Annotated in this window: 16 protein-coding genes; 15 read left to right on the top strand and 1 reads right to left on the bottom strand. The window is 57.1% G+C overall.

Going from position 1 to position 16,835, the window contains the following annotated elements; translation table 11 throughout:
* Nucleotides 1-136: 136 nt before the first annotated feature.
* From puuE to BIS10_RS11760, 8 genes are all read left to right on the top strand, one after another.
* Nucleotides 137-1,063: an allantoinase PuuE gene (gene puuE / locus BIS10_RS11795; protein WP_253505485.1), complete on the top strand. Its 927-nt coding sequence runs from the start codon at nucleotides 137-139 to the stop codon at nucleotides 1,061-1,063.
* A gap of 14 nt (nucleotides 1,064-1,077) precedes the next feature.
* Entirely contained in the window at nucleotides 1,078-1,902 is an 825-nt protein-coding gene (locus BIS10_RS11790) for a bifunctional allantoicase/(S)-ureidoglycine aminohydrolase (protein ID WP_062360626.1), read from the top strand.
* Nucleotides 1,903-1,944: 42 nt separating this feature from the next.
* Nucleotides 1,945-2,436 (top strand): ureidoglycolate lyase, encoded by a 492-nt coding sequence (locus BIS10_RS11785; protein WP_253505483.1) that lies wholly within the window; start codon nucleotides 1,945-1,947, stop codon nucleotides 2,434-2,436.
* A gap of 84 nt (nucleotides 2,437-2,520) precedes the next feature.
* The gene (gene pyk / locus BIS10_RS11780; RefSeq protein ID WP_253505481.1) at nucleotides 2,521-4,005 is read left to right on the top strand and encodes a pyruvate kinase; all 1,485 of its coding nucleotides are present in this window, start codon (nucleotides 2,521-2,523) and stop codon (nucleotides 4,003-4,005) included.
* A gap of 4 nt (nucleotides 4,006-4,009) precedes the next feature.
* Nucleotides 4,010-4,777, top strand: a complete 768-nt coding sequence (gene modA / locus BIS10_RS11775) for a molybdate ABC transporter substrate-binding protein (RefSeq protein ID WP_253505479.1) — start codon at nucleotides 4,010-4,012, stop codon at nucleotides 4,775-4,777.
* On the top strand, nucleotides 4,777-5,445 hold the full coding sequence (gene modB, locus BIS10_RS11770) for a molybdate ABC transporter permease subunit (protein WP_054640951.1): 669 nt from the start codon (nucleotides 4,777-4,779) through the stop codon (nucleotides 5,443-5,445). Before modA ends, modB begins: the two co-directional genes overlap by 1 nt.
* A complete protein-coding gene (locus BIS10_RS11765; RefSeq protein WP_253505477.1) occupies nucleotides 5,438-6,571 on the top strand; it encodes an ABC transporter ATP-binding protein in 1,134 nt (377 codons plus the stop codon). The genes modB and BIS10_RS11765 overlap by 8 nt, the downstream gene beginning before the upstream one ends.
* A complete protein-coding gene (locus tag BIS10_RS11760) occupies nucleotides 6,568-7,089 on the top strand; it encodes a DUF192 domain-containing protein (protein ID WP_253027860.1) in 522 nt (173 codons plus the stop codon). Before BIS10_RS11765 ends, BIS10_RS11760 begins: the two co-directional genes overlap by 4 nt.
* 9 nt (nucleotides 7,090-7,098) lie before the next feature.
* Here the strand turns inward: BIS10_RS11760 and BIS10_RS11755 are convergent, their stop codons facing one another.
* A complete protein-coding gene (locus BIS10_RS11755; protein WP_253505475.1) occupies nucleotides 7,099-7,962 on the bottom strand; it encodes an EamA family transporter in 864 nt (287 codons plus the stop codon).
* 151 nt (nucleotides 7,963-8,113) lie between these two features.
* On the opposite strand from BIS10_RS11755, the gene BIS10_RS11750 reads away from it, so the two are divergent.
* The 7 genes from BIS10_RS11750 to BIS10_RS11720 all read left to right on the top strand — a co-directional run bounded on the left by BIS10_RS11750 (nucleotide 8,114) and on the right by BIS10_RS11720 (nucleotide 16,588).
* Nucleotides 8,114-8,971: a glycine betaine ABC transporter substrate-binding protein gene (locus BIS10_RS11750; RefSeq protein ID WP_253505473.1), complete on the top strand. Its 858-nt coding sequence runs from the start codon at nucleotides 8,114-8,116 to the stop codon at nucleotides 8,969-8,971.
* 199 nt (nucleotides 8,972-9,170) lie between these two features.
* Nucleotides 9,171-10,181, top strand: coding sequence for a DctP family TRAP transporter solute-binding subunit (locus tag BIS10_RS11745; protein WP_253505471.1), 1,011 nt, complete (start codon nucleotides 9,171-9,173; stop codon nucleotides 10,179-10,181).
* 60 nt (nucleotides 10,182-10,241) lie between these two features.
* On the top strand, nucleotides 10,242-10,721 hold the full coding sequence (locus BIS10_RS11740) for a TRAP transporter small permease (protein ID WP_253505470.1): 480 nt from the start codon (nucleotides 10,242-10,244) through the stop codon (nucleotides 10,719-10,721).
* Complete coding sequence (locus BIS10_RS11735; protein WP_253505468.1) at nucleotides 10,711-12,012, top strand: TRAP transporter large permease; 1,302 nt, start codon at nucleotides 10,711-10,713, stop codon at nucleotides 12,010-12,012. The genes BIS10_RS11740 and BIS10_RS11735 overlap by 11 nt, the downstream gene beginning before the upstream one ends.
* A 420-nt stretch (nucleotides 12,013-12,432) precedes the next feature.
* Nucleotides 12,433-13,413, top strand: coding sequence for a TAXI family TRAP transporter solute-binding subunit (locus BIS10_RS11730; RefSeq protein ID WP_253505466.1), 981 nt, complete (start codon nucleotides 12,433-12,435; stop codon nucleotides 13,411-13,413).
* A 135-nt stretch (nucleotides 13,414-13,548) separates the two neighbouring features.
* Complete coding sequence (locus tag BIS10_RS11725; protein WP_253505465.1) at nucleotides 13,549-16,149, top strand: TRAP transporter permease; 2,601 nt, start codon at nucleotides 13,549-13,551, stop codon at nucleotides 16,147-16,149.
* A 10-nt stretch (nucleotides 16,150-16,159) separates the two neighbouring features.
* Nucleotides 16,160-16,588 carry a universal stress protein gene (locus BIS10_RS11720; RefSeq protein ID WP_253505463.1) on the top strand — a complete coding sequence of 143 codons (429 nt, stop codon included), beginning with the start codon at nucleotides 16,160-16,162 and terminating at the stop codon, nucleotides 16,586-16,588.
* Nucleotides 16,589-16,835: the final 247 nt, after the last annotated feature.

The raw sequence follows: 16,835 nt of genomic DNA, 5'->3' as shown, positions 1-16,835 counted from the left end.
CGGGCTTGCGAAAGCCAACTTGCACGGGGCGAATGATCAAAAAGTGCTCGCTGGCGGTGATAGGGAAAGTGTCGGCGCCGGCTTCACGGATTCAGGTACAAACTAAAACGCTCTGCCTTGTTGAAGGAGCCTGACCATGACGTCTCATTACCCTCGCGATTTAATCGGCTATGGCCGCACGCCGCCCCACGCTAACTGGCCAGGCAAGGCCAAAATCGCCGTTCAATTTGTGCTTAATTATGAGGAGGGCGGTGAGAACTGCGTGCTGCATGGGGATTCAGGCTCGGAGCAGTTTTTGTCCGAGATTATTGGTGCGGCCAGCTACCCAGACCGCCACCTGAGCATGGAGTCCATCTACGAATATGGCTCCCGCGCTGGCGTGTGGCGTATTCTGCGCGAGTTCGAGCGCCGCAGGTTGCCACTGACCGTATTTGGGGTGGCGATGGCGCTAGAGCGCCACCCGGATGTGGCCCAGGCGTTTAAAGAGCTTGGCCATGAAGTGGCGTGCCACGGCTACCGTTGGATTCACTACCAAGAAACCCCGGAGCATGTCGAACGTGAGCATCTGCAAAAAGCCATGGAGATCTTCCAGCGCTTGTACGGTGAAAAGCCTGAAGGCTGGTACACCGGGCGCGACAGCCCCAATACGCGCCGTTTAATTCTGGACGAAGGTGGTTTCCTTTACGACAGCGATTACTACGGCGACGACCTACCGTTCTGGACGAAGGTGAGCGATAGCGAGGGGGCTGAGCATAACCATCTGATCGTGCCTTACACCTTAGATACCAACGACATGCGCTTTGCTGCCCCGCAAGGTTTCAACACGGGGGATCACTTCTTTACCTACCTGCGCGACGCCTTTGATGTGCTGTATGCAGAAGGAGAAGAGGCGCCGAAAATGCTCTCAATCGGCATGCACTGCCGTTTGTTGGGCCGTCCGGGTCGCTTCCGCGCGCTGCAGCGCTTCTTAGACCATATTGAAGCCCACGACCGAGTGTGGGTGACACGCCGGGTGGACATCGCCCGCCACTGGGCGGAGCATCATCCGGCACCGACTCGTTAAAAGGCAGCATCATAATGAATAAAACGACTTACTACGCCCCCACCGGCGGGCATCCGCCGCAAACCCAGCTCACCGCTGACCGTGCGGTCTTTACCGAAGCCTACGCACTGATTCCCAAAGGGGTGATGCGCGATATCGTGACCAGCAACCTGCCGTTTTGGGAGGGCACTCGGTTATGGGTGCTGGCGCGTCCGCTGTCGGGATTTGCGGAAACCTTCTCCCAGTACATCATGGAAGTGCAGCCCGAGGGCGGTAGCGATAAGCCTGAGCTAGACCCCCAGGCGGAAGGCGTGTTGTTTATTGTGGAGGGTGAGTTAACGCTCACTTTAGCGGGCGAGCGTCATACGATGGGGCCGGGTGGCTATGCGTTTATTCCACCTGGCAGCCACTGGCAGGTGCGCAATGAAACCCGCGAGCCGGTGCGTTTCCACTGGGTGCGCAAAGCCTACGAGTATGTAGAAGGTCTGGAAGTGCCCAAAGCCTTCGTGACCAACGAACAGGAGATCGCACCGATCGAAATGCCGGGCACCGAAGGCCGCTGGGCAACGACGCGTTTTGTCGACCCCAACGACGTGCGCCACGATATGCACGTCAATATCGTTACCTTTCAGCCGGGTGGCGTGATTCCGTTTGATGAAACCCACGTGATGGAGCATGGCCTCTACGTACTTGAAGGCAAAGCGGTGTATCACTTGAACCAGCAATGGGTCGAAGTGGAAGCGGGCGACTTTATGTGGCTACGCGCCTTCTGCCCTCAGGCGTGCTACGCCGGCGGCCCTGGCCCGTTCCGCTACCTGTTGTACAAAGACGTTAACCGCCATGCGGCGCTCAAAATCTGAGTTGGGAAGCCCACCACAACTATCACTCGTTAGGATGATGCTATGTTAAATCTGACGGCAAAACCGCTGACGGCGGAGGCGTTTGCGCCCTTTGGAGACGTCATCGATGCCCGCACGTCCGCGTCGTTTCCGATTAACGCCGGGCGCACCCAGCGCCATCACGATCTCGCTAAGGTCGAAACTCTCGGTGAAAACGCCCACACGCTGATCAATATTTTTGTCAGCCAGCCAGTGACGCTGCCGCTCAATCTCACGTTTTTAGAGCGCCACCCCCAGGGCAGTCAGGCGTTTATGCCGCTGCATCAGGAGCGCTTTATCGTGGTGGTGGCACCGCCTGGCGATACCATTGCGCCAGACGAGGTGCAGGCGTTTGTGACCGACGGTCGCCAAGGGGTGAACTACCGCGCCGGTACTTGGCACGCGATTCAGTCGGTGTTGGAGCGCGAAGGGGAGTTTCTAGTGGTGGATCGCGGTGGGGATGGCAATAACTGTGATGAATATCCCCTGGATGTTACCGTCACTTTAGCGGAATAGCCCACCGCAAGTGCATGCGAGTGTCATCTTGGTTGGGTTATCCTGATAAGCTGACACTCTACTCTATGAACGGTTAGGACATTTATGAGCGCAAACACCCATATCCCCCTTCGTCGTACCAAAATTGTCGCGACCCTCGGCCCCGCCAGCGACCGTGAAGGCGTGCTGGAAGCCATGTTGAAGGCGGGGGTGGATGTGGTCCGCTTGAACTTTTCCCACGGCACGGCCGACGACCATCGTCGCCGCCTTGCCCGTGTGCGTGAAATCGCCGCTCAGCTAGGCCGCAGCGTGGCCGCGCTAGGTGATTTGCAAGGCCCCAAAATTCGCGTTGCCCGCTTTAAAGAGGGGGCGGTTTATTTAGAAGAGGGCCAGCCGTTTGTACTGGATATGGCCATGGACAGTGATGCCGGTGATATCCACGGCGTTGGCTGCGATTACAAAACCCTGGCCGACGATGTAACGGCGGGCGACCGCCTGCTGCTGGATGATGGCCGCGTGGTGCTGGATGTTACCCGCGTAGAGGGCAAGCAGGTACATACCGAGGTGGTGGTGGGCGGCAAGCTCTCTAATCATAAAGGCATTAACAAGCAGGGCGGCGGGCTATCTGCTCCCGCGCTGACAGAAAAAGATAAAACCGACCTGAAAACCGCCGTTGAGATTGGTGTCGATTATTTGGCGATCTCCTTCCCTCGTACTGCGGAAGATATGCTGGAAGCCCGCCGCCTGTTGGGCGAAGAGGGCAAGGAAATTGGCCTCGTTGCCAAAGTGGAGCGCGCCGAAGCCGTGGCCGATGACGCCACGCTGGATGGCATTATCGAAGCCTCCGAAGCGGTGATGGTTGCCCGTGGCGACCTCGGCGTGGAAATTGGCGATGCCAAACTGGTCGGCGTGCAAAAGCGCATGATTAAACGCGCCCGTTCGCTTAACCGCGCGGTCATTACCGCCACCCAAATGATGGAGAGCATGATCTCCGCGCCGCTGCCCACCCGCGCTGAAGTCTTCGACGTGGCTAACGCGGTGCTGGATGGCAGCGATGCGGTCATGCTCTCTGCGGAAACCGCCGCGGGCGACTACCCGCTGGAAACCGTAGAAGCGATGGCGCGTGTGTGCCTGGGTGCCGAGCGTGAGCGGGTCGCCCAAGAGTCGGGCCATCGTATCCACGAAGGCTTTACCCGCCCGGATGAAACCATTGCACTTTCGGCCATGTATGCCGCTAACCACATGAAAGGCGTGGTCGCGATTGCCTGCATGACCGCCTCTGGTTACACGCCGCTGATTGCCTCGCGCATTCGCTCGGGCTTGCCCATCGTCGGCCTGGCTCACAACCCGATTGCCCAGCGCCGTATGGCCATGTACCGCGGCGTGGTCTCACTTCCCTTCGATACCTCAGAAATGACCGCCACCGAGCTTAACGACCAAGCCCTTACGCTGTTGGTGAAGCAGGGCGTCGCCAAGCCGGGTGATCACGTCATCCTGACCCGTGGCGACCACATGAACGCCCACGGCGGCACCAACACCATGAAAGTGATGGCCATTACCGAGCAGCACGCCGAAAACGCGAAGGCGTAAACGAATGCGCGCACTGCTGCTCCTGTGCGGTTGGCTGCTAAGCGCGCCTGTGATGGCGGGCGCGCCCATTGTGGCGGCGGCGTCTAGCCTGCAGTTCGCCCTGGAGGAAGCTGCCGCCCAGTTTACCCAGCAGACCGGCCACGCGCTGCGGCTTAACTTCGGCTCCTCCGGCAACTTTCGTCGTCAAATCGCCCAGGGCGCGCCCTTCGAGCTGTTTTTGTCAGCAGATGAAGAGTTCGTTCAAGCGCTGTACGACGAGGGGTACGTGGATAACACGGGCGTGATTTACGCCCGAGGACGGCTAGCCTGGGTACAGCCGGCTGGCCGTTACTCCGTACCCAGTGAGCAAGCGCCGCTTGCCGGCGTGCAGGAGGCCATTGCCGCCTTGGCAGAGGGGCAGCGGCTGCGTATCGCCATTGCCAGCCCAGAACACGCCCCTTACGGCATGGCCGCCCGAGACGTGTTGCAAAAGGCGGGCCTTTGGGAAGCCAGCGAACCGCTGCGGGTTCAAGGGGAGAATGTCTCCCAGGCGATGCAGTTTGCCCTTTCCGACGAGGCTCGAGGTGGCTTAGTGGCTTACTCGCTAGCAGTTGCGCCCGCGCTAGCGGAGCGCAGCGAGGCGGTGTTGATGCCTGAAACGTGGCATACGCCGCTGCGCCAGCGCATGGTGTTAACGCCGCAGGCCGGAGAAGTGGCTCACGCGTTTTACGAGTGGCTGCAACAGGCGGATGCGAAAGCGATTTTTGAAACCTACGGATTTAGTACCGATTAATGGACTGGTCGGCGTTCTCTGTCTCGCTGCGGCTCGCGGCGTTTACCTGTCTCTTCTTATTACCTCTAGGCATTTGGTGGGGGCGCGTGCTGGCGACGGCACAGTTCCGTGGCAAGGGGCTGTGTGAGGCGCTGATTGCGCTGCCGCTGGTGCTACCGCCTACGGTGCTGGGGTTTTATCTGCTTCAGCAGTTTGGCCGCGATGCGCCGTTAGGCGGTGCCTGGGCGGCGCTGACAGGGGGCGGGCTCAACTTTACCTTTAGCGGTATTTTGTTGGCTTCTCTGATTGCCAATCTCCCCTTTGCTATTCAGCCGATTCAGCGTGCCTTTGAGCATGTGCCTGCGAACCTGCGTGAGGCGGCATGGTGCAGTGGGCTAAGCCCATGGCAAACCCTGTGGCGTATTGAATTGCCGCTGGTGTGGCCGGGCATTTTGTCGGCGGCAGCGCTAACCTTTGCGCACACACTGGGCGAGTTTGGCGTGATTTTGCTGGTCGGCGGTGCGATTGATGGCGAGACCCGCACGCTCTCTATTGCCATTTATGACCGCGTACAGGCCTTTGACGAGCAGGGCGCGGCGAGCATGTCCGCCCTCTTGCTGGCCATTTCTCTGGCAACCTTAGGCCTTGTCTATGGGCTCGCTGGCAAGCGCAGGTGGTCACGTGGATGATCTGATAGTGACGGCCCAACAGGCTGGCCCGATTCCGCTCAATGCCTCGTTTCGCTGCGCCCCTGGCGAGTTGTTGGCGCTGGTCGGGCCATCGGGAAGTGGTAAAACTACCTTGCTGCGCACCATTGCCGGGCTTTACCAGCCTCAGCAGGGCAGAGTGAGCTGCGCGGGCAGGGAGTGGTTTCTGGCCCAAAGCGGCCAGCGCCACTCACTGCCGCCGCAAGCGCGCCAGATTGGTATGGTGTTTCAGGATTATGCGCTGTTCCCTCATCTAACGGCGCTGCAGAACGTTCAGCTAGCCATAGGACACCTGCCCCGCGCTCAAAGGCGTGAACAGGCTGTTCAGTGGCTCACTAAAGTGCGCTTGGAAGGCTTAGAGGCGCGCTACCCTAGCGAGCTTTCCGGCGGCCAGCGCCAGCGAGTGGCCTTGGCTCGCGCCTTGGCCAGAGAGCCCCAAGCGCTGCTGCTGGATGAGCCGTTCTCTGCGGTAGATCAAGTGACTCGACGCCGCTTACAGCGTGAGCTGGCGCTGCTGCGCCAACAGATCTCCATTCCCATTATTCTCGTCACCCACGACTTGGAAGAAGCCACCGCGCTCGCCGATCAAATCTGCGTGCTGCATAACGGCGTCAGCCTGCAGCAGGGCACGCCTGAAGCGCTGTTTCGACAGCCCGCTTCGCCGCTTGTCGCTAGGTTGCTGGATCGCCACAACGTCTTTAGCGGGGAAGTGGTCGAGACGGACGCTGGGCGACGCTTGCAGTGGGGGGAATGGCTGCTAGAAGTCAGCGAAGGTATCGCCCAGTGTGAAGTAGGAGAGTCATTGGCCTGGTACCTGCCGCCGTCGGATATTGTACTGCATCGTCGGGGACGGCCTTCCCAAGGCGAACGCGAAAACCCGGTGGCGGCGACGGTCAGCGAAATGGTGGTGTTGGGCGGCATGACATCAATCTCGCTGCGTGTTTCCCACGGAGATATGCTACGTTTCGACATCGCCACCCACGCGGCTAAACGTAATCAGCTTAGCTTGGGAGAAAGGGTACACGTCTCGCTGCTGGCTGAGGGGATTCATCTTATGCCCGCGCAGCGTACCCAAACGGCATCACACAACAAAAGGAACCTGTTATGACCCTGACACGCCGCCAACTGCTGAAAACCGCTGCCGGTGTTTCGCTTGCCGCCTGTTTACCCCTGCCGCTGTTAGCGGCTTGGGCGGCTGAACCCGCGCCAGCCAACACGCTGCCGCTGGCGATCCATAGCGAAGGTGGCCCGCATCGCCTGGATGTCGAAGTCGCCGAAACCGCTTCGCAGCGTCAGCGGGGCCTGATGGGCCGCAAAAATCTGCCTGAAGCCCGCGGTATGCTGTTCCGATTTGAGAGCGAGCAGCCCGCCGGTAACGCCTTTTGGATGTACCGGACGCTAATTCCGCTGGATATCGCTTATATCGACGGCGAAGGGCGCATCGTCGCCATCAACACCATGCCGCCCTGCGAATCTGATGCTCCTCAGGAGTGCCCCTCTTACCCTGCCGGGGCGGCCTATCATGCGGCGCTGGAAGTTAACGCGGGCTATTTTGCTGAGCGTGGCATACAGGTAGGCGACTGTGTCTCGGTGCCTGCGCTGGCCGGTTTTTGCCGCCCCGAATAACGTGCTTTCTTACGCCCTGGTTGGCCGCTGTTTGCCAAACTTCAGCACAATCAGGGCGATTCCCGCGACCACTAAGCCTCCGCCTACCAGTTTATGCACCCCAAGTAGGTCGTCCATCAGCAGCGCGCCTAAGCCCACCGCGAAAACAGGGGTGAGGAGTGTCATCGGCACTACGCGATTTACCGGGTGGCGGCGCAGCAGCGCGTACCAAATGCCGTAAGCGGCGATGGACGACATAATGGCGGTATACGCCACCGCGCCCCAGCCCAGCCAGCTTGCCTGAGTGATCGCCTGCCACTGGTGTTGTTCAAAGAGCCACGAGCCGAGCGCAACCTGAGGCACCGCAAAGAGCGCTACCCAACCTGCCAGCGCTAGTGGCGCAATGGGCGGCCCGCGTTTGATCAATAGCTGCGACACCGCCCAGCCAAACGCACTCAATAGCAAAATGGTTAACGGTAGCGGCGAGGGCAGCGTTGGCCCGCCCGCCAGCACCACCACACCTGCAAACGAGAGCAGCAGGCCTGCCAAGCGTTTAGGCCCTAGCTTCTCTTTTAGGAATACCACCGCCAATAGCGTGGCAAACGGTGTGCCCATCTGCACAAGCAGCGCGCCTGTTCCAGCTTCCGCTTGCCCCAAACCAATGAACAGCAGCGCAAAGTGAAGGCTGCCAAACGTGATGGACAGCAGCACTAAAAAGGGCAACTGCGCCCGGGCTACCGGGTAAAACGGCACCAGCAGCGCGGCCACTAATATGAAGCGCAGGGTGGTCATTAACAGTGGCGGCAGCTCCGCTACGCCCACTTTGATCACAATAATATTGAGTGACCAAATAACAATGACCAACAGGCCCAGGAGCAAATCACGAAGCGGCACGGCGTTATCTCTGTTAGGGGGCGGGGAGAGGCTATCAAGGGTGCTTATATAACGGTTAGGGAGCTTTTAAGCTAATAATCTAAACATAGTGTTATAGTAAGGCGGCAACAGTCGTTGTATCGAGATCAATAGTAATAACAGAGGAATGATTATGAAGAAAATCTCATCAACGTTGTTAGGCCTGAGCATGGCGCTAGCGGCTTCCGCCCATGCCAACGATAAGCAGCTGGTCATTGGTACCAATAACTGGGCTGAAAATATTGCCGTCGCCAATATGTGGAAAATCGTGCTGGAAGAGGAGCACGGCTACGAGATTGAGCTGACCGATGTGGGTAAAAGCGTGCTGTACAGCGGTTTGGCCAATAACGATTTCGATATCTCTTTGGAAATCTGGCTACCCACGACGGACAAAGATTTTCTTGCGCCCTATAAAGATGAGATCGATGTGCACGACGTGTGGTACGAAGGCACTGGCCTAGGCATTGTGGTACCTAGTTACGTTGAGATCGACACCATCGACGCGCTGCGCGATAGCGCTGAACAATTCTCCTATCAAGGGCGCCCCACCATTATTGGGATTGATTCTGGCTCCGCGATTGCCGGGTCAACGGATGATGCCATTGATGCTTATGACCTGCCGATGCGTCAGCTCTATAGCTCCGACCCAGCCATGATGGCGGCCCTGGACGATGCGTACCAGCGTGAAGAGCCCATTGCCGTGACGCTCTGGAGCCCGCACTGGGCCTTTGCTGAGTATGATCTTAAGTACCTGGAAGATACTCAGGGCGTTTACGGTGAAAGCGACGATATTTTCTGGTTCTCCCGCAAAGGCTTCGCAGAGGACGATCCGTGGCTCACCCAAGTGCTGAACGAGTGGCATATGGATGACGATACCTTAGGCGGGCTGATGGCGACGATTGAACAGCAGGGCGACCCCGTAGAAGGGGCGCGCACCTGGATTGGCGAGAACCGCGAGTTAGTCGATACGTGGCTGGCCGCTGGCGAGTAGCCATTTAATGCAAACCCTGGCAACGCCCTGAAGATATTCAGGGCGTTTTGCTATGAGTCGTGGGGTTACCACCTTTGTATTGCCAAGACCGACCTTAGACGTCTTCCTTTCGCTTGCTAACTGCCTACAATGGGCAGTGTGCCGATGGCCTTTAAAAGCTAGGCACCTTATAAGAACCGATAAAAAAGGATCGATAATAATGACGCTGACACGCTCTATGGCTCGTTTTACCGCTGGCTTAGCTGGCGCTGCACTGCTCTCGGCTGCTTTTTCCGCGCAAGCGCGCGAACTCTCGGTCTCTACCGTGCTTTCAGAGGCCTTTCCTTGGGGGCAGGCCGCTGAAAAGTGGGCAGAGCTGGTGGAGGAGCGCAGCGGTGGTGAACTCACCCTGCGGGTCTACCCCAACTCTCAGCTGGTGTCGGGTGACCAAACCCGCGAGTTTTCCGCCATGCGCTCTGGCCTGATTGATGCCGCCGTGGGTTCAACCATCAACTGGTCGCCCCAAGTGCCGGAATTGAACCTGTTCTCTTTACCGTTCTTTATTCCTGATGAAGCCGCTGTCGATGCCGTGACCGGCGGGGATGCGGGCACTATGGTGTTCGAGGCGATTGAGTCCCGTGGCGTTATTCCGCTGGCCTGGGGGGAAAACGGCTTCCGTCAGGTGTCTAATTCCCGTGGCCCTATCAGCCAGCCGGAGGATCTGGATGGCCTGAAGATCCGCGTAGTGGGCTCGCCGCTGTTCCAGGATACGTTCTCCGCCTTAGGCGCTGACCCTACGCAGATGAGCTGGACCGACGCCCAACCTGCTCTCACTACCGGTGCGGTCGATGGCCAGGAGAACCCGCTTTCCGTATTTGATGTGGCGCGTATTGACCAAGTGGGCCAGGAGCATCTGACGCTCTGGAACTACATGAACGACCCACTTATTTTTGCCGTTAACCAGCAGGTCTGGCAGTCGTTGAGTGAAGAGCAGCAGGAGATGCTGCGTGAAACAGCCGAAGAAGCGGGCGCGTGGGAAATTGCCATGACCCGTGAGCAGGAGAGCGAGCGTTTAGCCGCGATTCAAGAGCGTGGCGTCACGGTGACCGAGCTGACCGATGAGCAGTACCAGGCCTTTGTGGATGCCACTCAGTCAGTGTATGAAAAGTGGGCCCCGCGCATTGGTGAAGAGGTAGTGAACGCTGCCCAAGCTGCTATCGACGCACGTTAATTCTTCAAGGGTTTTGACTGCCGCCTAAACAGGGCGGCGGTTCTTTGCTGTGAGGCTGCCATGAAAGGCTTTCCTGATGCACGCCCAGAGCGCTGGCTAGGTGCGCTGGCGCTGATTGTGATTTCATTGATTAGTCTGGGTAATGTGATTACTCGTTACCTTACAGGCGGCTCATTTTCGTTCACGGAAGAGTTTTCCGTCTTTCTATTGGTCGTGCTGACCTTTGCCGGTGCGTCGGTTGCCTTGCGTCGCGACCGGCATATCCGCATTGGCTTTTTAGAGCGTGCCCTGCCTGAGTGGTGGCGGGGCGCGCTGATTCTTTTTCAAGCCCTGTGTGGCCTGATCGTATTGGGTTTAATTACCTGGTATGGCGGCAAGTTGGCGTGGCAGGAGTATCAGTGGGAGTCGCTGTCGCCCGGGTTAGGCCTGCCCCAGTGGTGGTACTTGGTGTGGCTGCCTATTTTGTCTGCTGCCATGCTATGGCGCTTGGTGCAGCAAACCCGTGACCGTTTGAAAGGGGAGCTAACCAGTGACGCCTGATATTTGGATGATTTTGGCATTTGCCGGGCTGTTAATTGCTGGCGTGCCGGTGGCTTTTTCCTTGGCGCTTTCTGGGGCGGTGGGCATCGTGCTTGGGCTCTCGCCGGATATGCTGGCCACCCTGGGTACCAATACCTATAACAGCATCGCTAAATACCCTCTCATTGCGATTCCACTGTTTATTCTCACTGGGCTGATTTTTGAGCGAGCAGGCGTGGCGCTGCGTTTGGTGCGTTTTGCCCAGGCGCTCATTGGGCCCCGTCACGGTGGGCTGGCGCTGGTGGCGGTATTGGTGTGCATGATTATGGGCGGCATGAGCGGCTCTGGCCCCGCTGACGCCGCTGCTGTGGCCATGGTGATGCTGCCTAGCATGACGAAGGCAGGCTACCCCAAGCCGTTTTCGGCCACGCTCATTGCGGCTTCGGCCTCCACGGCTATCTTAATTCCGCCTTCGGTGGCGCTGATTCTCTACTCCATTGTGGTGCCGGGCGTTGATCTGCGTGCCCTGTTTGCTGCGGGGTTATTCCCCGGTATTTTAGCGGGCCTTGCACTGCTGGTACCGGCGATGCTGGTCGCCAAGCGCTACGGTTGGGAAGGCACGCCGGTGGACGGAGCCGAAAAACTGACGGTACGCGGAACCTTCCGCGAGGCGCTGCCTGCCTTGTTTGCGCCAGTGCTGATTCTAGGTGGCTTGCGCTCAGGACTGTTTACGCCCACAGAGGCCGCCGTGGTGGCCGTTGCCTATGGGACGGTGGTAGGCCTGTTTCTTACCCGAGAGCTGACACTTCGGGATGTGTGGGAGCTACTGGGGGAAGCGGCGATTATCTCTGGCGTAGTGATGCTGATTATCGCACTGGCGGGAATTTTTGCCTGGTCAGGCACGATGCTCGGCACCTTCCGCCATTTAGCGGAATGGATCATCAGCCTGACCGATAACGGCGTCTTGCTGTTGATACTGGTGATGTTGGCGGTACTGGTGGCGGGCATGCTGCTGGATGCGATTTCGATTTATCTGATCATGATGCCAATTCTGATTCCGGTGATGCAGCATTTTGAGTGGAATCCGGTATGGTTTGGCATTTTGCTGGCGATGAATATTGCCATTGGTCAATTTACGCCTCCGGTGGCGGTGAACCTGATGGTGACCACGGAAGTTGCCAAGATACGCCTAGAGCATACGATCGGCTGGGCGCTGCTGTTTGTGGTTGCCATGGGGTGCGCCTTGGCACTGGTGGCGATATTTCCCAGCATTGCTCTGTGGCTGCCCACGGTGTTGGGCTATAACGTCTAATGATCAACCGAGATAACCAATAAGCGATGGCCTATGCCAATATGGCATGATGTTTAACGTTTACTAAACGTTACCGGCTATTAGACTGGGCGGCAGACGCACAGACAAGCGAAAAAGTGTGCCAATGTCTAAGTGAAAGCATTTAGGAAAAGCGCTTAGGACAAACTCCTGAGAGAGTAGCTAGCGTCATCACGCTGGCTAGGCAATGCGCTGCGCTGCCTGCGGTGCAGGCATAAAATTGTCTCGTACTTCGCCAATTAGCATTTTTTTCGCTAAAGTAGGAACAGTCGGCACTAAATGCCGAGGTCGATAACAGACTGTCTTGACAACGTTTTGGAACCGAAACACCTGAAGGGAACCGTTCTGCAGGTGGCTTCAAAGCGCATAACGCTCACAACATCAAGATAAAGAGGTGTGTTCATGAAACGCCATGTATTTTCTACCGCGGCCTTCTCAGGCGCGTTAATTGCAGCGGCAACCTTTGCCTCTCCGGCCGTTGCTCAGGAGCGCTACATCACCATCGGTACCGGCGGCCAAACCGGTGTTTACTATGTGGTTGGCCAGTCGGTATGCCGCATGGTTAACCGTGGCAGCGATGAGCACAACATCCGTTGTAACGCCCCGTCTACCGGTGGTTCCGTTGCTAACGTCAACGGCATGAAGAGCGGTGAGCTGGATATGGGCGTTGTGCAGTCTGACGTTCAGTACCGCGCTTACCACGGTGAGTCCAACTTTGAAGAAGAAGGCGCTTGGGAAGATATGCGTGCCGTCTTCACCATGCACGGTGAGCCGCTGACCGTGGTGGCCCGCGCGGATTCCGGTATCGAGAACATCAGCGATTTCCCAGGCAAGCGCGTCAACATCGGTAACCCTGGTTCTGGCCAGCGCAATACCATGGACGTGGTCATGGATGCGTTCGGTTGGGACGAAGACACCTTCGCGCTGGCTTCTCAGCTAGATGCGGCTGAGCAGGCGGCTGCCCTGTCTGACAACAACATCGACGCAATGGTTTACGTGGTAGGCCACCCGAATGGCTCTATCCAAGAAGCGACCACCACCATTGATGCGCGTCTGGTCTCTGTGACTGGCGAAGAGATCGACGGTCTGATCGAAGAGTACCCCTACTACACCCGTTCTGTGATTCCGGGTGGCCTTTACCGTGGTAACGACGAAGATGTCGAAACTTTCGGTGTAGCGGCAACCTTCGTTTCTTCGACCGCTGTTGATGAAGATATCGTTTATGAAACGGTGAAAGCAGTATTCGAAAACTTTGATCGTTTCAAGCGCCTGCACCCGGCGTTTGAGAACCTCAACGAAGAAGACATGATCTCTGACGGCTTAACGGCTCCGCTGCACGATGGTGCAGCGCGTTACTACCGTGAGCGTGGCTGGATCGAATAAGTCGTAAAAAGAGTGATGCTACTGACGGAAGGTGAGTAGCGTCGCTTTGAGTTGCAAAGCGCGGGCACCTTGGGTGTCCGCGCTTCTTGTTGAGAGCGCTGATTGTCAGCGCTGACCATTAGGCAGGGCAAGCGTATGCGTGATGACAAACAACCTTCGGCAGCCGCTGAGAACGACCTGGAGGATATGGTCGCTTCCAGCGATACAGGGGCACGGAAACCCTTAGGCGTACCCGGTAAGCTGCTGGTGAGTATTGCAGCAGTGTGGTCGCTGTTTCAGCTATGGATTGCATCGCCACTTCCCTATATTGTTGGCTTCGGCGTATTTAGCGCCACGGAAGCGCGCTCGATTCATTTAGCGTTTGCGCTCTTTTTAGCCTTTATGGCGTACCCCGCCTTTAAGCGCTCTCCTCGTGATCGTGTGCCCTTAGCTGATTGGGCATTGGCAGCGGTAGCGGCGTTTTGCGGCGCCTATCTGTTTATTTTCTATGCTGATTTGGCCCAGCGGCCTGGGTTGCCGATTACCCAGGATATTATCGTGGGCGTTGTTGGCATTCTGATGCTGTTAGAGGCGACTCGTCGCGCATTAGGGCCGCCCCTGATGATCGTGGCGGCGGTGTTTATTGCTTACTCGTTGTTTGGCCCTTACATGCCGGGCATTTTGGCCCACCGCGGCGTTAGTCTGGGTGGTTTGATTAACCACCAGTGGCTAGGTACCCAAGGGGTGTTTGGTATTGCGCTGGGGGTCTCGACCAGCTTTGTTTTCCTGTTTGTACTGTTTGGTGCGTTGCTGGATAAAGCGGGCGCCGGTAACTACTTCATCAAAGTGGCGTTCTCGCTGCTTGGCCACTTCAAAGGCGGCCCAGCCAAAGCGGCAGTGGTAGCCTCTGGTATGACTGGTTTGATCTCGGGGTCGTCGATTGCCAATACCGTTACCACTGGCACCTTTACGATTCCGATGATGAAGCGAGTCGGCTTTAGCGCGGAAAAAGCGGGTGCGGTGGAAGTATCGTCTTCGGTGAATGGCCAGATCATGCCGCCCGTCATGGGGGCTGCTGCTTTCTTGATGGTGGAATACGTGGGTATTCCCTATGTCGACGTCATCAAGCACGCTTTCTTACCGGCGCTGATCTCCTATATCGCGCTGATCTACATTGTTCACCTGGAAGCGCTCAAGGCCAATATGAAAGGCCTGCCGTCCAGCAATCCGGCACGCCCGTTGCTGAACAAAGTGATCGGCTTTATGACCGGTTTGCTGCTGCTGATGGGTCTCTCCATCGCCGTCTACTACGGCTTGGGCTGGTTAAAGCCGGTACTGGGTGAAGCGACCCCCTGGGTGGTCTCTGTAGGGCTGGCGATTGTATATGTCGGCTTGTTGAAAGTAGGCGCTAACTACCCTGAGCTGGAGATGGACGACCCCAACTCAGAGGTCGTGAAGCTGCCGCAAACTCGCCCGACGGTTATGGTCGGCCTACACTATATTCTGCCGGTTGTCGTGTTGGTGTGGTGCTTGATGGTGGAGCGCCTTTCGCCTGGGTTGTCAGCGTTCTGGGCCACCATGTTTATGATTTTCATCATGGTTACCCAGCGCCCGATCATCGCGATTTTCCGTGGCCGCAGCCAAATGGCGGCCGATATCAAAGAAGGCTTTAAGGACCTGTGGGATGGCCTGGTGACCGGTGCCCGCAACATGATTGGTATCGGTATTGCGACTGCCACGGCGGGTATCGTCGTGGGTGCGGTCTCCCAAACGGGGGTAGGCCTAGTGCTCGCGGACGTAGTGGAAATTCTCTCAGGCGGTAACCTGATGATGATTCTACTGCTGACGGCTCTGCTGAGTTTGATTCTGGGTATGGGCTTGCCAACAACGGCGAACTACATCGTGGTATCGGCGCTGATGGCTCCGGTGATTGTGCTGCTGGGCCAGCAAAATGGCCTGATCGTACCGCTGATTGCTGTGCACCTGTTCGTGTTCTACTTCGGCATCATGGCGGATGTCACGCCGCCTGTGGGGCTGGCCTCTTTTGCTGCGGCGGCAGTTTCTGGCGGTGACCCGCTGCGTACCGGCTTCCAGGCGTTTTACTACAGCCTGCGTACCGCCGCACTGCCGTTCCTGTTCATCTTCAATACAGACTTGTTGTTGATTGATGTCACGGTGATGCAGGGCATCTTGGTGTTTATTGTGGCTACCATCGCCATGCTGATCTTTGCAGCAGGTACGCAAGGCTACATGCTGACCCGCAACCGCTGGTACGAGTCACTGTTACTGCTGCTGGTGGCGTTCACGCTGTTCCGCCCGGGCTTCTGGATGGACAAAATCCATGATCCCTACGAGTCAGTGCCGCCTGCCCAGTTTGCAGAGGCATTAGGTCGGGTCGATGACGGTAGTAACTTGCGGGTGCAAATTGCCGGTGAGGACGACTTCGGTGCGCCCATGACGACCTATATGCTAGTACCTGTGCCGCGTGGCGAAACAGGCGAAGAGCGCATGGCCAACCTGGGCATAGAGCTTTACGAAGATGGCGACCAAACCCTGGTCGACTTTGTCGAGTTCGGCAGTCAGGCGGCTGAGCTAGGCTTCGATTTCGATCAAGAGATCCTCGAAGTGCTGGCCCCGGTAGATCGTTGGACAAAAGAGTGGATGTGGTTACCCGCACTCGGCATCTTTGGGTTGGTCGTCGTGATGCAGCGTCGCCGTCGGCGTCGTGAAGAAGCCAACGAAGTGGCCGCTGTTTAAGGAGGTTGCTATGTACCATAAAGTGCTACTCCCCGTGGACTTGAACGAAGAGGCCTCATGGAAGAAGGCGCTGCCCACAGCGGTAACGTTGTGCCAAACCTTTGGTGCAACATTACATGTGGTCACGGTACTACCAGAATTTAAAATGCCCATGGTTGGCGCTTACTTTCCGAAAAACTTCTCTGAAAAAGCGCATGCGGCGATGAAAGAAGCGCAGCATAAATTCATTCAGGAACATGTGCCTGAAGGGATCAAAACCCAAAGTGTGATTGTCGATGGCTCACCATGGGAGGCCATCATCAAGGTCGGCAAGAAGATTGATGCCGATTTGATTGTGATGGCATCCCATACTAAGCGTAAATTCGTTGATTACGTACTGGGCCCCAACGCCGAGCATGTCGTTCACCACGCTAAAGTGTCGGTGATGATCGTGCGGTAAGCGCAACGTGCGTCATAAAGCTCCAAGCCCCGGCTTGGAGCTTTTTTTTGGCTCGAATATAACGAAACGCTAACGCATCGAATTAATTGTCGTTAAAAGCGCCGATGAAGGATTTTTTGTACTGAGTGCCTTCAAAAGCATTCGCGAAGCAGCGGCTCAGCTACATTAATAGAACATTAAGCCATTAACGTTGGATTAATGGTCATCAACACACATGGTAGCTATTTACCTTGGTGCTTGGGTCAGT

Origin of the sequence: Halomonas sp. 707B3, from assembly GCF_024158645.1 — a bacterium.
Lineage (GTDB): Bacteria > Pseudomonadota > Gammaproteobacteria > Pseudomonadales > Halomonadaceae > Vreelandella > Vreelandella lionensis.
Note: the sequence above shows the minus strand (reverse complement) of the source record. Positions and strands in the feature narration are given on the sequence as shown.

What these genes read in the sequence shown, in the direction of transcription:
- pyk (WP_253505481.1), top strand. Translation starts at nt 2,521, where the DNA reads ATGAGCGCAAACACCCATATCCCCCTTCGTCGTACCAAAATTGTCGCG.
- BIS10_RS11745 (WP_253505471.1), top strand. Translation starts at nt 9,171, where the DNA reads ATGACGCTGACACGCTCTATGGCTCGTTTTACCGCTGGCTTAGCTGGC.
- BIS10_RS11790 (WP_062360626.1), top strand. Translation starts at nt 1,078, where the DNA reads ATGAATAAAACGACTTACTACGCCCCCACCGGCGGGCATCCGCCGCAA.
- puuE (WP_253505485.1), top strand. Translation starts at nt 137, where the DNA reads ATGACGTCTCATTACCCTCGCGATTTAATCGGCTATGGCCGCACGCCG.
- BIS10_RS11720 (WP_253505463.1), top strand. Translation starts at nt 16,160, where the DNA reads ATGTACCATAAAGTGCTACTCCCCGTGGACTTGAACGAAGAGGCCTCA.
- BIS10_RS11730 (WP_253505466.1), top strand. Translation starts at nt 12,433, where the DNA reads ATGAAACGCCATGTATTTTCTACCGCGGCCTTCTCAGGCGCGTTAATT.
- BIS10_RS11760 (WP_253027860.1), top strand. Translation starts at nt 6,568, where the DNA reads ATGACCCTGACACGCCGCCAACTGCTGAAAACCGCTGCCGGTGTTTCG.
- modA (WP_253505479.1), top strand. Translation starts at nt 4,010, where the DNA reads ATGCGCGCACTGCTGCTCCTGTGCGGTTGGCTGCTAAGCGCGCCTGTG.
- BIS10_RS11740 (WP_253505470.1), top strand. Translation starts at nt 10,242, where the DNA reads ATGAAAGGCTTTCCTGATGCACGCCCAGAGCGCTGGCTAGGTGCGCTG.
- BIS10_RS11750 (WP_253505473.1), top strand. Translation starts at nt 8,114, where the DNA reads ATGAAGAAAATCTCATCAACGTTGTTAGGCCTGAGCATGGCGCTAGCG.
- modB (WP_054640951.1), top strand. Translation starts at nt 4,777, where the DNA reads ATGGACTGGTCGGCGTTCTCTGTCTCGCTGCGGCTCGCGGCGTTTACC.
- BIS10_RS11725 (WP_253505465.1), top strand. Translation starts at nt 13,549, where the DNA reads ATGCGTGATGACAAACAACCTTCGGCAGCCGCTGAGAACGACCTGGAG.
- BIS10_RS11785 (WP_253505483.1), top strand. Translation starts at nt 1,945, where the DNA reads ATGTTAAATCTGACGGCAAAACCGCTGACGGCGGAGGCGTTTGCGCCC.